This window comes from Phenylobacterium sp. (assembly GCF_036264965.1).
In the GTDB taxonomy this organism is placed as follows: Bacteria; Pseudomonadota; Alphaproteobacteria; order Caulobacterales; family Caulobacteraceae; genus Phenylobacterium.
This window is the reverse complement of sequence record NZ_DATAPY010000130.1, coordinates 20,568-34,976: the sequence shown is the minus strand read 5'-3', so window position 1 is coordinate 34,976 and position 14,409 is coordinate 20,568. Positions and strand designations below refer to the sequence as shown.

Annotated in this window: 12 protein-coding genes; 9 read left to right on the top strand and 3 right to left on the bottom strand. The window is 69.1% G+C overall.

Going from position 1 to position 14,409, the window contains the following annotated elements; all coding sequences use genetic code 11:
• The 3 genes from VHS75_RS17555 to VHS75_RS17545 form a co-directional block, all read left to right on the top strand.
• On the top strand, nucleotides 1-855 hold an 855-nt coding region (locus tag VHS75_RS17555; protein ID WP_329639909.1), incomplete at its 5' end, for a carboxyl transferase domain-containing protein.
• A 2-nt stretch (nucleotides 856-857) separates the two neighbouring features.
• Nucleotides 858-1,811: a DUF3667 domain-containing protein gene (locus VHS75_RS17550; protein ID WP_329639908.1), complete on the top strand. Its 954-nt coding sequence runs from the start codon at nucleotides 858-860 to the stop codon at nucleotides 1,809-1,811.
• Nucleotides 1,811-3,691, top strand: coding sequence for an acetyl/propionyl/methylcrotonyl-CoA carboxylase subunit alpha (locus VHS75_RS17545; RefSeq protein WP_329639907.1), 1,881 nt, complete (start codon nucleotides 1,811-1,813; stop codon nucleotides 3,689-3,691). The genes VHS75_RS17550 and VHS75_RS17545 overlap by 1 nt, the downstream gene beginning before the upstream one ends.
• A gap of 217 nt (nucleotides 3,692-3,908) precedes the next feature.
• Here VHS75_RS17545 and VHS75_RS17540 read toward each other — a convergent pair whose 3' ends face one another.
• Nucleotides 3,909-5,210: an acetyl-CoA C-acyltransferase gene (locus tag VHS75_RS17540; protein WP_329639906.1), complete on the bottom strand. Its 1,302-nt coding sequence runs from the start codon at nucleotides 5,208-5,210 to the stop codon at nucleotides 3,909-3,911.
• 44 nt (nucleotides 5,211-5,254) lie between these two features.
• Nucleotides 5,255-6,466, bottom strand: a complete 1,212-nt coding sequence (locus tag VHS75_RS17535) for a CoA transferase (RefSeq protein WP_329639905.1) — start codon at nucleotides 6,464-6,466, stop codon at nucleotides 5,255-5,257.
• Between the two features lie 256 nt (nucleotides 6,467-6,722).
• On the opposite strand from VHS75_RS17535, the gene VHS75_RS17530 reads away from it, so the two are divergent.
• Complete coding sequence (locus VHS75_RS17530; protein ID WP_329639904.1) at nucleotides 6,723-7,148, top strand: hypothetical protein; 426 nt, start codon at nucleotides 6,723-6,725, stop codon at nucleotides 7,146-7,148.
• Between the two features lie 6 nt (nucleotides 7,149-7,154).
• On the opposite strand, the gene VHS75_RS17525 is transcribed toward VHS75_RS17530, so the two are convergent.
• Complete coding sequence (locus VHS75_RS17525; protein WP_329639903.1) at nucleotides 7,155-8,084, bottom strand: aldo/keto reductase; 930 nt, start codon at nucleotides 8,082-8,084, stop codon at nucleotides 7,155-7,157.
• Between the two features lie 243 nt (nucleotides 8,085-8,327).
• Between VHS75_RS17525 and cpaB the strand changes: the two genes are divergently transcribed.
• From cpaB to VHS75_RS17500, 5 genes are read left to right on the top strand one after another with little or no spacing between them, the layout of a single operon-like run.
• Nucleotides 8,328-9,302: a Flp pilus assembly protein CpaB gene (cpaB, locus tag VHS75_RS17520; protein ID WP_329639902.1), complete on the top strand. Its 975-nt coding sequence runs from the start codon at nucleotides 8,328-8,330 to the stop codon at nucleotides 9,300-9,302.
• A gap of 35 nt (nucleotides 9,303-9,337) precedes the next feature.
• On the top strand, nucleotides 9,338-10,807 hold the full coding sequence (locus VHS75_RS17515; protein ID WP_329639901.1) for a type II and III secretion system protein family protein: 1,470 nt from the start codon (nucleotides 9,338-9,340) through the stop codon (nucleotides 10,805-10,807).
• Nucleotides 10,808-10,817: 10 nt separating this feature from the next.
• Entirely contained in the window at nucleotides 10,818-11,999 is a 1,182-nt protein-coding gene (locus VHS75_RS17510; RefSeq protein WP_329639900.1) for an AAA family ATPase, read from the top strand.
• On the top strand, nucleotides 11,999-13,441 hold the full coding sequence (locus VHS75_RS17505) for a CpaF family protein (RefSeq protein WP_329639899.1): 1,443 nt from the start codon (nucleotides 11,999-12,001) through the stop codon (nucleotides 13,439-13,441). Before VHS75_RS17510 ends, VHS75_RS17505 begins: the two co-directional genes overlap by 1 nt.
• A gap of 8 nt (nucleotides 13,442-13,449) precedes the next feature.
• On the top strand, nucleotides 13,450-14,409 hold the full coding sequence (locus tag VHS75_RS17500; RefSeq protein WP_329639898.1) for a type II secretion system F family protein: 960 nt from the start codon (nucleotides 13,450-13,452) through the stop codon (nucleotides 14,407-14,409).

Below are 14,409 nucleotides of genomic sequence, written 5' to 3'. Positions count from 1 at the left end.
CACGTGGCCGCCGACGACGAGCAGGCGCTGGCCATCGTGCGCCGCATCATAGGCAACCTGAACACGGTCAAGACCATCGACCTGGCGCTCGCCGAGCCGCAGCCGCCGGCCTACGACCCGGAAGAGCTCTACGGCATCGTGCCCAGCGACGTGCGCGCGCCCTACGAGGTGCGCGAAGTGATCGCCCGCATCGTCGACGGCTCCCACTTCGACGAGTTCAAGGCGCTCTACGGCACGACGCTGGTCACCGGTTTCGCGCGCATCTGGGGCTATCCCGTCGCGATCCTGGCCAACAACGGGGTGCTGTTCTCGGAGAGCGCGCTGAAGGGCGCCCACTTCATCGAGCTGGCCTGCAAACGGAAGATCCCGCTCATCTTCCTGCAGAACATCTCGGGCTTCATGGTCGGCGGCAAGTACGAGGCCGGGGGCATCGCCAAGGATGGCGCCAAGCTGGTCACCGCCGTCGCCTCCGACGAGGTTCCGAAGTTCACGGTGCTGATCGGCGGCTCGTTCGGCGCCGGCAACTACGGCATGTGCGGCCGCGCCTACTCGCCGCGCTTCCTGTGGACCTGGCCCAACAGCCGCATCAGCGTCATGGGCGGCGAACAGGCCGCCAGCGTCTTGGCGACCGTCCACCGCGACGCCGACAAGTGGACGAAGGAAGAGGAGGAGGCCTTCAAGGCGCCGGTCCGCCAGCGCTACGAGGATGAGGGCAACCCCTACTTCGCCACAGCACGGCTGTGGGACGACGGCGTCATCGACCCGGTCCAGACCCGCGACGTCCTGGGACTTTCCATCTCCGCCTCGCTGAACGCCCCGATCCCGGAGACGCGCTTCGGCGTGTTCAGAATGTAGCCATGGCCACCGGCGACGACCTTCTCGAAGCGGTCACAGCGGACAGCATCGCCCACGAGGGCGCGCGCGCCGCAAAGCACAGTCTGCCGATCGGCGCGCCCTGCCCCAACTGCCACACCGCCGTCGCCGGGCCCTGGTGCTACGCCTGCGGCCAGCGGGCGGAGAAGTACAACCGCTCGATCTGGCGGCTGACCCTTGAGGCGGCCGAGGGCCTGACGGATCTGGACGGCCGGCTGTGGAAGACCCTGCCGCGCCTGGTCGTGCGGCCCGGCACGCTGACCCGGGAGTATCTCGATGGCCACCGCGCGGCCCAGGTGCCGCCGTTCCGCATCTTCCTGATCGTCGTGCTGCTGGTGTTCTTCACCGGCGGTCTCGACCTGCGGGCCAACAGCACCAACTTCAAGCTCGCGGCCCTGGACAGCCCCGAAATCCAGAAGTCGTTGTCGCCGTCCGACCGGGCCGATTTCCAGCAGGCCATAGACGCCATGCGCGTGGAGTTCGCCAAGCCGGCGCCCACGGCGACCCGTGCCGGGAAATGGCTCCGCGCCCAGATGATCAAGGCGCTCGGCAATCCGGAGGCCTTCAAGGCGGCTGTGGCGGAGTGGGCGGAACGACTCGCCATCCTCATGCTGCCGATCGCGGCGGTGATGCTGAGCGTGCTCTTCGTCTTCAAGAAGGGCGTCTATGTCTTCGATCACCTGATCTTCTCGATGCATTCCCTGGCGTTCCAGGGACTGCTGCTGTCGGTGGTCTTCGGCCTGGGCGTCGTAGTCGACGGTGGGGCCTGGCTGCTGCTGCTCTCGCCCGTGCACCTCTTCGTGCACATGCGCGGGACCTATAAGATCAGCTGGTTCGGCACGCTGATCCGCATGTTCCTGCTGTTCATCGGCTCAAGCTGGGCCTTCGGTTTCCTGATCCTCGGCCTGCTGTTGGTCGGGCTGGCGACGGTGCATTGATGTTCAAATCCGTCCTGGTCGCCAACCGCGGCGAGATCGCCCGCCGGGTCTTCGCCACGGCCCGCCGTATGGGCCTTGAAACCATCGCGGTCTATTCCGAGGCCGACGCGGGCGCCGCCCACGTGGCCGACGCCGACCGCGCGGTGCTGATCGGCCCGGCCGCGGCGCGCGAGAGCTATCTGGTCCCCGAAAAGATCATCGCCGCGGCCAAGGCCACCGGCGCCGAGGCCATCCATCCGGGCTACGGCTTCCTCTCCGAGAACGCCGACTTTGCCGACGCGGTCGTGACCGCCGGCCTGATCTGGATCGGTCCGCCCAGCTCGGCGATCCGCGCCATGGGCCTGAAGGACGCCGCCAAGGCGCTGATGGCCAAGGCCGGCGTGCCCGTGACGCCGGGCTACCTCGGCGAAGATCAGGCCGAAGCGACACTGGCCAAGGAAGCCGCCCGCATCGGCTTCCCGGTGCTGATCAAGGCCGTGGCCGGCGGCGGCGGCAAGGGGATGCGCCGGGTCGACGAGGCCGCCGGCTTCGAGGCCGCCCTGGGCGCCGCGCGGCGCGAGGCCAAGGCCGCCTTCGGCGACGACCGGGTGCTGCTGGAAACCTACGTCACCCGCCCGCGCCACATTGAGGTGCAGGTGTTCGGCGACAGCCAGGGCAACGTCGTCCACCTCTACGAGCGTGATTGCTCCCTGCAGCGCCGCCACCAGAAGGTGATCGAAGAGGCGCCGGCCCCCGGCATGGACGCCAAGACCCGCGAGGCGGTGACCTCGGCCGCCGTGAAGGCCGCGAAAGCCGTGAACTACGTGGGCGCCGGCACCGTCGAGTTCATCGCCGACGCCAGCGCCGGCCTGCGCCCCGACCGCATCTGGTTCATGGAGATGAACACCCGCCTGCAGGTGGAGCACCCGGTCACCGAGATGGTCACCGGTCTCGACCTCGTCGAATGGCAGCTGCGCGTCGCCGCGGGCGAGCCCCTGCCGCTGAAGCAGGCCGAGATCGGCTTGGCCGGCCACGCGGTCGAGGCTCGGCTCTATGCGGAGAGCCCGGCCAGCGGCTTCCTGCCCTCGACCGGGGTGCTGGAGCACTTCGCCCTGCCGCCCACTGTGCGCGCTGACACAGGCGTCGAGGAAGGCGGCGAGGTCACGCCCTTCTACGACCCGATGATCGCCAAGCTGATCGCCCACGCCGAGACCCGCGAGCAGGCGCTGGCGGAGCTCGCGGAGGCCTGCGACGCCGTCGAGGTCTGGCCGGTGAAAACTAACGCCGGGTTCCTGGCCCGCTGCCTGGAGGCGCCTGACTTCATCGCCGGCGACGTCGACACCGGCTTCATCGAGCGCAACCTCGCCGAGCTGACCGCCGCGCCCGAGCCCTCGCCCGCCGCCCTGGCCGCCGCCGCCGAGGCGGCCATGGTGGTGGACGAAACCCAGGCGCCCGATCCTTCGCCCTGGCGCGACCTCACCGGCTTCCGCCTGAACGCCGCGCCCTCAGACACCGTGCGCCTGTTTCTGCATGGCAAGCCGGTGATCGCCGGGCTCTCGGAGATGGCCGCCGGCCGCTCGGTCCTGCTCATCGACGACGACGAGATCGTGGTCTTCGAATCCGGGGAGGCCTTCGTCTTCGCGAGCCACCCGCCCACCGCCGACGAGGCCGCCGGCGCCGCCGACGGCCAGATCCGCTCGCCCATGCCCGGCAAGGTCACCGGCCTGTCGGTCAAGGCCGGCGACAAGGTGGTGAAGGGCCAGGGCCTCTTGACCCTCGAAGCCATGAAGATGGAACACGCCCTCGCCGCGCCCTTCGATGGCGTGGTGGAGACCGTGTCGGTGACCTTGGGCGCGCAGGTCAGCGAAGGCGCGGTGCTGGCGAAACTCAGCGCGACTTAGTCGCCCACGAACCACACGAACGGGCTGGCTTCCGAGACTCTGCGACAGCGGAGGCTCAACTAATTCAACCACGGAAAACACGGAAGGAGCACGGAAAGCGCCGACGCCATTCCGTGATCTTTCCGTGTTTTCCGTGGTTCCAATGGAAGGCGCCCGCTGCGCGGGCCTCGCAGGACCGGACGCGTTCGTGTGGTTCGTGTGGTTCGTGGACTGACTTCTAGTCCCGCCTAAGCAACGCCACCGTGCCCTGGCCGCCGTCGGCGCAGATGCTGACGATGGCTAGGGAGCCGCTCGGCATGGCGTACAATTCCTTGATCGCCTGGCTCAGGATCCGCGCGCCGGTGGCGCCGAAGGGGTGGCCGATGGCGGTCGAGCCGCCGTTGGGGTTCAGCCGATCCATGGGGAACTTGCCGAGCTTGGCCGTGACCTTGGCCTTGTCCTTCAGGAACGCCGGGTCCTGGATCGCCTTGATGTGGGTCGCCACCTGGGCGGCGAAGGCCTCGTGCAGCTCCCACAGCGCCACGTCGCCCAGCGTCAGGCCGTTGCGGGCCAGGAGCCGCGGGATCGAATAGGCCGGCGCCATCAGGAGATATTCGTCGAACAGGTTGATGGCGTTGACCTCATAGTCCACCAGCCGCACCCGCGGGACCTCGGTGGGCAGGCGTTTCAGCCCCTCGGCGGTCGCCACCCACATGGCCGCCGCCCCGTCGGTCAGCGGGCTGGAGTTACCGGCGGTGAGCGTGCCCGCGCCGCTGGTGCGGTCGAAGGCGGGCTTCAGCTTGGCAAGCGCTTCCAGGCTCGAGTCGGGGCGGATGATGTTGTCGCGGCCGACCTCCTCCAGGCGCAGCACCAGGTCGTCGAAGAAGCCGCTCGCCCAGCCGGCGGCGGCGTGTTTATGGCTGGCCAGGGCCAGTTCGTCCTGCTCGACGCGGCTGATGTTCCAGCCCTTGGCCATCTCCTCGGTGTGCTCGCCCATCGACTTGCCGGTCGCGCGGTTCTTGATCTGCGGGATGAACAGGCGGACGTCGCCCAGCCTGCTCTGGCGGATCGCCGCCCAGCGGCCGGCGAAATCGCGCGCCTCCAGAAATTTGCGCAGGTCGTCGGAGAGCGGCTGCGACAGGCCGATCTGGATGCGGCTCATGGCCTCCGCGCCACCCACCAGGGCCAGGCTGCGGCCCGCGGCGTCGTCCAGCATCCCGGCCGCCTGGAAGGCGCCGACCATGCTGGTCGAGCAGGCCATCACCGTCGACGACGCCGGGATCGACGGGTCGCCGCCCGCCGAGATCAGCGCCTCGCGCGCCAGGTTGCTCATGGTCAGGTTGGGGATCACCGCGCCCCAGTTCATCAGGTCCGGCCGCCCGCCTTTGGCCAGCATGGCCTTGACCACCGGGACCGAGAGGTCGAGCGCGTCCATCTTCGCCAGCGGTCCGCCGGCCTTGGTGAAGGGGGTCCGCACCCCCGCCGCCAGCCAGATGTCCGGCTTGCCGTCGCCCTGGGATTTCGCCGCTGCCCTGGCCATCTCGCTCTCCTCGGTTGGCGTACAGATGGGCGTTGAGGCGCCGCTTAGGAAGCCACCACGCCGTCGTCATGCAGCCGGGCGATCTCGCCGGAGGACATGCCCAGCACTTGCGCCAGCACTTCATCGGTATGTTGGCCAAGCCGCGGAGCCGGAAGAACCTCGCCCCGCTGATCCTGCGGGATCGTCGCCATAGCGCCGGGCGCGGGATAGCTGAGGCCGCTCGGGTGGCGGATGGTCTGGAAGGCCGGGTTGTCCTTGTAGAGCCGCGGATCGTCGAGCGCCGCCTCCAGCGGCTGGTAGGCGCCCCAGGTGACGCCGCCGGCGTCGAAGGCCGGCGCCAGGTCGGCCGCCGTGCGCTGGGCGAAGGCCTGCTCGAACAGCGGGTAGAGTCGCGCGCGGTGCGTGAAGCGCAGGCCTTCGTCGGCGGAGAAGGACACGCCCAGCCCGGCCTCCAGGGCCGCGACCGCGGCGGCTAGGCCCAGGACCTCCAGCGCCTTCGACCACTGCTTGGGCGTGATCGCCAGCAGCATCAGGGTCTGGCCGTCGCGGGTGCGGAAATCGCGGCCGAAAGCGCCGAAGATGTCGTTGCCCATCCTGGGCCGCTGATGGCCGGCGAGGGCCGTCTCGGCGGTGAAGCCCAGGTTCGCCATGGTCGCAGCGCCGATGTCCGACAGCGGGCAGCGGATCTCGCGGCCCTCGCCCGTGCGCATCCGCGCCAGCAGGGCCGAGACCAAGGAAAAGGCGCAGTAGGCGCCAGTCAAAAGGTCCCAGGCCGCCAGCACATGGTTCACCGGCCGCGGATCGTCCGCCGGCCCTGTCATCTGCGGCAGGCCAAGCGCGGCGTTGATCGTGTAGTCCATCCCCTGCGCGCCGTCGGCCCAGCCCATCACCCGCACACAGACGAGGTCCTGGCGGAGCTTGCTCAGCGCCTCGAAGGACAGGAACCCGTCCACCGGGAAATTGGTGACGAAGAGGCCGGCGTCCTGGCCCGGCGCGGTGGCCAGCCGCTGGGCGATCTCGCGGCCGGCGGGGCTCGAAAGGTTGAGCGCCACCGACTTCTTGCCCTTGTTCAGCCCCTCCCAATAGAGGCTGGAGCCGTTCTCGGCGAGCGGCCAGCGGCGGAAGTCCGGCCCTCCGCCGATCGCGTCGAAGCGGATCACCTCCGCGCCCATCTGCGCCAGATAGAGCCCGCAGGTCGGCGCAGCCACGAACGCCGAACCCTCGACGACGCGCAGGCCTTTCAAGAGGTCGTACATCTATTCCCCGCTCATCCCGGCGAAGGCCGGGATCCAGGCTGAGTCAGCGAGAAGCCGGCCACTTTTGCAAGATCGCCGTCGCCGCTTGGATCCCGGCCTTCGCCGGGATGAGCGGTTTTGGGTCCGTCAGCCGGTCAGCTCGCTCACCTGTTCCGGTGTCAGCGCCGGGCTTGACGGCCTAGCTATGTTCTCTATACGTTCTGTGCCTGCCGAGTGAGCAAGCCAGGACCTTACGATGGACGTAACCTCACCGGAGATGGCGGACATCCTGGCTGCGATCCAGCTCAGCGATAAACAGCAGAGCCGCGCGCGCCTGCTCGATCTTTGGGAAAGGCTCTGGCCCGGCGGAGCGCCGCTCCAACTCTGCAGCATGGCCCATCATCTCGCGGACACCGCAACCGACATCGCCGGCGAATTGGAATGGGACCTGAGGGCCCTGGAGGCCGCCACCGGTAGCCGCGAACCCGAGGACCGGAAGCCCTCGCTCGACATCCCTGAGAGCGGCCTCCCGTCATTGTACCTGAGCGTCGCGGAAGGTTATCGCCGGCTCGGCGACCTGGAGCGGGCGCGGCGCCACGTGGCCTGCGCCGAACGGCGGATCGACGCGCTGCCGGACGACGCCTACGGCACCCTGGTCCGGGGCGGCCTGCGCCGGCTACAGGGGCTGCTCGCGCCCGCCTGAAAGGCTTCAGCCGATCAGCTTGCCGACCTCGTCCACCTCTTCCGGCGTCAGTTCCCAGTCCGCGGTCGCCGCGTTGGTCTTCACCTGCTCCGGCGTGGTGGCGCCGGCGATCACCGACGACACCACCTCGTGGCCCAGCAGCCAGGCAAAGGCCAGTTCCAGGATCGTGTGGCCGCGCTGGGCCGCCCAGGCCTCGAGCTTCTCGACCTTGTCGAAGTTCTTGTCGCTCATGGCGGCCTGGCCCCGCGCGCCCCAGGCGGCCAGACGGCTGCCGTCCGGCGGCGCCTCGCCACGCCTGTACTTGCCGCTGAGCAGGCCGGAGGCCAGCGGGAAGAACGGCAGGAAGCCCAGGCCGAAATGCTCGCAGGCCGGCAGGACCTCGAACTCCACCTTCCGCTCCAGCAGGGAATAGAGGTTCTGAGCAGAGACGAACCGCGTCCCGCCGGCGGCTGTCCAGTCCGCATCGGCGATCTGCCAGCCGGTGAAGTTGGAATTGCCGATGTAGCGGACCTTGCCCTGGGTCACGAGATCGTCCAGCGCGCGCAGGGTCTCCTCGATCGGGGTATCCGCGTCGGGGCTGTGGAACTGATAGAGGTCGATCCAGTCGGTTCCCAGCCGCCGCAGGCTGTCCTCGACGGCGGTCATGATCCAGCGGCGCGAACCGCCCTTCTTGCGATCGTCACCGCCGATGGCCATGCCGAACTTTGTGGCCAGCACGATGTCGCCGCGCCGCTTGCCCAGCGCCTTGCCGAGGAATTCCTCCGACTTGGTCCCGCCATAGATGTCGGCGGTGTCGAAAAAGGTGATGCCGGCATCCAGCGCCGCGTCGACGACGCCTTGCGTTGCTTTTGCGTCGATGCGCATGCCGAAATTGTTGCAGCCCAACCCGACCTCGCTGACCTTCAGGCCCGAGGTCCCCAGCCGGCGCAGCTTCATCGTCGTCCTCCGCGAAAATTTGCAAATTTCATAGCGGCCGGCGGCGGGCCTTCCGCGCGGCGCGAAGGGACCCTAGCCGCATCCCTACCTCAGGCAAGGGCGATCGCGGGGCCCGCGCCACGGTTCAGCTTCTTCACGGTTCATAATGCTTGATGCGCTATTCACCAGGTTTGTTGGGGATATCGCAAGCCTCCACTCCCTAAGGTCACGATCTCAAAAGAGTTTTTTGGCGGACGGATAACCATGCGCGTCGTCACCATCGTCAGCCTCGGAGGCTGCGCCCTTTTCGGCCTCGCCGCCCTCGTGGTGGCGAAGACCATGATCCCTAACACGGGGGCCGTGAAGGTCGCCGCCGCGCCGGTCTCCGGCGTGCCGGTGGTCGTAGCCAAGGCCGCCATGAAGTTCGGCGACAAGCTGGACGCCACCAAGATCGAAATCCTCACCATTCCGGCCAACGCCGTGCCGGAGGGGGCCTTCACGACCACGGCCCAGGTGCTGGCCCAGGATGGCGGCGGCGCCCCGGTGGCGCTGACCCCGATCGCGGCGCGCGAGCCGCTATTGCCGGCCAAGCTCTCCGGCCCCGGCGCGCGGGCCTCGGTCGCCGCGGAGATCCGCGACGGCTTCCGCGCCTACACCATAAAGGTCACCGACGTGACCGGCGTGGGCGGCCACGCCCTGCCGGGCGACCGGGTGGACGTCGTGCTGATGCGCGACCTGTCCGCTGACCAGCAGAAGCACAACTACGTCTCCGAGGTGGTGATCCAGGACGTCCGCGTCCTCGGCGTCGACCTGAACGCCGACCAGGCCTCCAACAAGCCGGCCAACCCCAACACCGCGACCCTCGAGGTCACCGTGCCCGACGCCCAGAAGCTGGCGGTGGCCGGCGACCTTGGCAAGCTGTCGCTGGCGCTGCGCCGCACCGGCGCGACCGAGGTCGCCCAGACGTCGCCGATGCATGGCGCGAGCTTCGTGGGCGGTGGCGAGGCCAAGCCGATCCGCGTCCGCCGTGTCCGCCCGACCGGCGCGCCGATGCCGATGGCGACCCCGTTGATCATGATCATCGAGGGCGACGGCCAGGGCGACGGCGCACACAAGTCCTCACACAAGGACCGCGCGCCCAAGGCGCCGGCGGCTCCGCCGGCGGTTCCCGGCTCCGCAGGGTCCGACGGCGCCAAGGCAGCCGGGATGGCCGTCGCCTCGGCCGGGCACGCCTCGTGAATTTCCCCGTCTTGCATCCTCAGGAGTTCCTGACCATGCCGCGCCAACTGGCCGTCGCAACGGCCGCCGCCCTGGCCCTGCTCAGTGTCGGCGCCGTCGCCATGCCGGCCCACGCCGACGCCATGATGAGCGAACAGGCGCCCAGCCGCGTCATCACCGTGCCGAAGGACAAGTCGCTGTCCTTCCGCCTGGACGAGCCGGCGAGCAAGATCGTCGTCGCCCAGCCGGACATCGCCGAGGTGGTCGCCACCACCGACCGCAGCTTCTATGTCCGCGGCCTCGACGTCGGCTCCACGAATCTGCTGGTCTACGGCCCCGGCGGCCGTCTGATGCAGGTGATCGACGTGCGCGTCGGCGTCGACGCCGCCTTGCTGGAGCGCGACCTCGCCCAGGCCCTGCCGAACGAGCACATCAAGGTCCAGAGCCTGGGCGAAGGCGTGTTGCTGACCGGCGACGTCTCCAGCCCCGGCGCGGCCCTGCGCGCCAAGGCCATCGCCGACAAGCTCGCCCCCGACGCCGTGACCTCCATGCTGCGGGCCGCCGGCTCGCAGGTGTTGCTGGAAGTGCGCGTGCTGGAAGCCACCCGCTCCACCTCGCGGGACATCGGCCTGAGCGCCACGATCAGCAACAACTCGGTCAATTTCAGCTACGGCAACGGCCTGATCTCCAGCTCGCCGCCCAGCGGCGTGCTGAGCTTCTCGGGTCGCTCGGGCAACACGACCATCGACGCCACCCTGCAGGCGCTCGAGTCCAAGGGCATGATCCGCACCCTGGCGCGGCCGAACCTGGTGGCGCTGTCGGGCGAAAAGGCGAGCTTCCTGGCCGGCGGCGAATTCCCCTTCCCGGTGCCCGCCGGCAACCAGCAGATCACCATCGAATTCCGCCAGTACGGCGTGAAGCTCGACTTCACACCCACCGTGCAGGAGGACGGCAAGATCCGCCTGCTGGTGGCGCCGGAGGTCAGCGCGCTCGATCCCACCAACACCGTGCGGGTCGACAACGTCACCGTGCCGGCCCTGACGATGCGGCGCGCCAACACCACGGTCGAGCTGCGGGACGGCGATTCCCTGGCGATCGGCGGCCTCTTCCAGCACACCGCCCAGACCGACCTGAACCAGATCCCGGGCCTGGGCAACATCCCGATCCTGTCGGCCCTGTTCCGTTCGACCCGCTACCAGCGCAATGAGACGGAGCTGCTGATCATCGTCACGCCCCACATCGTCACCCAGGGCGACATCGACCACGACAAGAACCGCAACCTGCCTGGCGCCGAGCCGGACATGGCCGGCTTCCTGATCGACGGCAAGGCGCTGGACAAGCCGATGGCCCATGATCTTCGCGGACCGGTCGAGGCGCCGGCGCCGCCGGCGGCTCAAGCCGCGGCCACGCCTACGGCTCCGGCTCCGGCGCCGATCCCGGCCCAGGCCCTGCGCGGCGAGATCGCCCCGCCGCCGCCGGCCGCCGCCGTTCCCGAAGCCCCTACGGTCCCCGCCTCCGGAAAGTAAGCGTACCTTCATGAGTCCCCAGTCCCTCAGCGGCAAGCGCGTCCTGACCGTCGGCCCGGCCCTCGCCGCGCTCGCGACGGGACCGCTGTCCGGCGCGCATATCGAAGCCGCTGGCCTTGAGCGGCTGATCGGGATCAGTGCGGCCGACACGGACCTGATCCTCATCGACGCGGACGCCTGGAGCCCTCCGAGCCTGGCGGCGGCGGTGCAGGCCCTGTCGCTGTGCCCGGCGCCGCCGCCGGTGCTGCTGGTGGGCGTCCATCTGCCGACCGCCGTGGTCCGCGGACTGCTGCGCATGGAGCGCTCCGACGTCCTGGACGCGCCCTACGCGCCCGAAGTCCTGAGCGCCGTCATCGCCACACTTCTGGAAGCAAAGCCTGCGCGGGCCGTCCAGGCGGCGCCGACGCCGCACGCCGTCGAGGTCGCCCGCTGCTGGGCGGTGATCGGCGCGGTGGGCGGCTCCGGCGCCACGACCATCGCCATCGAGGTCGCCACCCAGCTCTGCGCCCGCCAGACCAAGGACAAGAGCGTCTGCCTGATCGACATGCATCTGGCTGACGGCTCGGCCGCGGCCTATCTGGGCGCCCATCCGACACTGCGGCTCGCCGAGCTGGGCGCCGCGGCCGAGAAGCTCGACGCGGCCATGCTGCAGGCCTTCGTCACCCCGGTGAACAACCAGCTCGACCTGCTGGCCGCGCCCCGCGACCCTGACGGCTTCGAAGCGGCTCCCCGCGAGGCGATCCTGCGGATGCTGGAGGTCGCCTGCGAGAGCTACGACTGGGTGATCCTGGACATGCCGCGCCACCGCCGCGGCTGGAGCCTGGAGGCGTTGGGCGGCTGCGACGAGGTGCTGGTGGTCTCCGAACTCACCGTGCCCGCCCTCTTGGCCGCCCGCTCGCTGTCCGATGAGATCGAGCGCGACCTGGGTTCGGGCCGGAAGCCGAAGATCGTCCTGAACCGCCTGGCCAGCCGCATGTTCGGGCCCGCGCCCTCCATGGCCGAGGCCGAGAAAGCCCTGCAGCGCAAGGCCGAGGCCGGCGTCAGCTCCGACTGGGAGGCGGCCGCGGCCTCGGTGAACCTGGGCGGCCCGATCGCCATGCACCGGCCGAAGTCGAAGATCGTCAAGGACATCCAGACCATGGTCGAACGCCTGGCGGCTCAGCCCGCCCGCAACGCTGTGAAGGCCGCCTGATGGGACGCTTCAGCCTTCCCGGCGCACGGCCCGCCAGCCCGGCCCCCACGCCGGCGCCCGCCGCAACGCCCGCCACGCCTGCGGCCGGGGCTCCGCCGACGCTGGCCTCGCCGCCCCCGCCGCCGATGCCGCCCAAGCACGTGCCGGCGGCCAAGGGCGGGCCGCCCTCGCAGCTGGACATCCGTCTGCGCCTGCATTCGCGCCTGATCGAAGAACTCGACCTCGCCAAGCTGGACAAGCTCGACGAGAAGGACATCCGCCGCGAGGTCATGAGCCTCGTCGCCGACTTCGCGCGCGACGAGCGCATGGCGCTGAACACCGCCGATCTGCAGGAGCTCGGCGCGTCGATCTACGACGAGATGGTGGGCCTGGGTCCTCTTGAGCCGCTGCTCAAGGATGAGAGCATCAACGACATCCTGATCAACGGCCCCTTCCAGGTCTATGTCGAACGCCGCGGCGAACTAGAGCTGACCCAGGTCCGGTTCCGCGACAACGACCACCTGCTGCGCATCGTCAACCGCATCGTCGCCGGCGTCGGCCGCCGGATCGACGAGAGCCAGCCGATGGTCGACGCCCGCCTGCAGGACGGCAGCCGCGTGAACGCCGCCATCTCGCCGATCGCCATCGACGGCGCGTCGGTCTCGATCCGGAAGTTCTCGAAGAAGCCGCTGACGTTGGAACGCCTGGTCGAGTTCAACGCCATGCCCATGGCGGTGGCCGACTTCATCCATGGCGCCGTGAAGGCGCGCGTCTCGACGGTGATCTCCGGTGGTACGGGCTCCGGCAAGACGACCCTGCTGAACGCGCTCTCGGCCGCCATCAGCCACGGCGAGCGCCTGATCACCATTGAGGACGCGGCCGAGCTGCAGCTGCAGCAGCCGCACGTGGTGCGCCTGGAAACCCGGCCGCCGAACATCGAAGGCAAGGGCGAGATCCGTCAGCGCGAGCTGGTGAAGAACGCGCTGCGGATGCGTCCCGACCGGGTGATCTTGGGCGAAGTCCGGGCCGACGAGGCCTTCGACATGCTGCAGGCCATGAACACCGGCCACGAAGGCTCCATGGCCACCATCCACGCCAACAATCCGCGCGAAGCCATCGGCCGTCTCGAACAGATGATCGCCATGGGCGGCCTCGCGATCAGCCCCGACGCCATGCGCCAGCAGATCGCCTCCGCCATCGGCCTGATCATCCAGGTCATGCGCCTGTCGGACGGCAAACGTAAGATCACCCACGTCACCGAGATCACCGGCATGGAGGGTCAAGTGGTGCAGATGCAGGACATCTTCACCTTCAACCGCACCCATACCGACGCTGACGGCACGGTGCACGGCGAGTTCCGGGCGACGGGGCTGCGGCCCCGCTGCATCGAAGAGATGAACCGCCGCGGCATCGCCTACGACGTCGCCAATTTCGACCCGTCCCGCGCCCTCGGAGTGTCCTGAGACCGGCCATGAAGTTCGACGGCAACCTCATCTTCCTGATCCTGGTGTTCGCCGCGGTGTTCACCGCGGGCCAGGCCGTGATCGGCCTCGTCTCGGTCGCCACCCAGAAGCGCAAGGTCAACAAGCGGCTGAAGGTCGCCGACAAGGTCGATGGAGTCTCGGCTCTGGTCATGGAGCTGCGCAAGCAGCGCGGCCTGAACGCCGACGGCGAGCGCGGCGAGCGGCTGCGCTGGCTGTCCAACATGATCGTCGCCTCCGGCCTGCCCTACAATCCAAGGAAGTGGACGCTCTATGCCCTCCTGATCGGCCTGGTCGGCGGGGCGGCCGCCGCGGTCGTGAGCAAGAACCCGCTGTTGTTCCCGGTCGGCGCGCTGGGTTTGGGCCTCGGCGGGCCGTTCTTCTATCTGAAATACATGGTCGGCAAGCGCGCCAAGGCGCTGGGTTTCCAGCTGCCGCAGGCCCTGGAGATCATCGTCCGTTCCCTCGAGGCCGGCCACCCGGTGCCCACCGCCATCAATCTGGTGGGCCGCGAGATGGTCGACCCGATCGGATCCGAATTCGGCATGGCCGCCGACGAGATCGCCTATGGCGCCACCATGGAACAGGCCGTCGCGCGGATGGCGGAACGCTGCCAGCATCCGGACGTCGACCTGTTCGCCGCTACGGTGCGCCTGCAGGAGCGCACCGGCGGCAATCTGACCGGCCTCCTGAAGCTCAATGCGTCCACGGTTCGCGAGCGCCACAAAATGCGCCTGAAAATCCACGCCGCGTCCTCGGAAGGCCGGGCGTCGGCCATGATCCTCACCTCCGCGCCGTTCGTCGCCATGGGCTTCATCATGATCTCATCGCCGCACTTCTATGGCGACGTGATCCATGAGCCGATGGTGAAGTGGGGCCTCGCCGGCTTGGGCGTCTGGATGTTCATCGGCAACATGGTCATGCGCCGCATGATCGATCTTCGGCTCTGA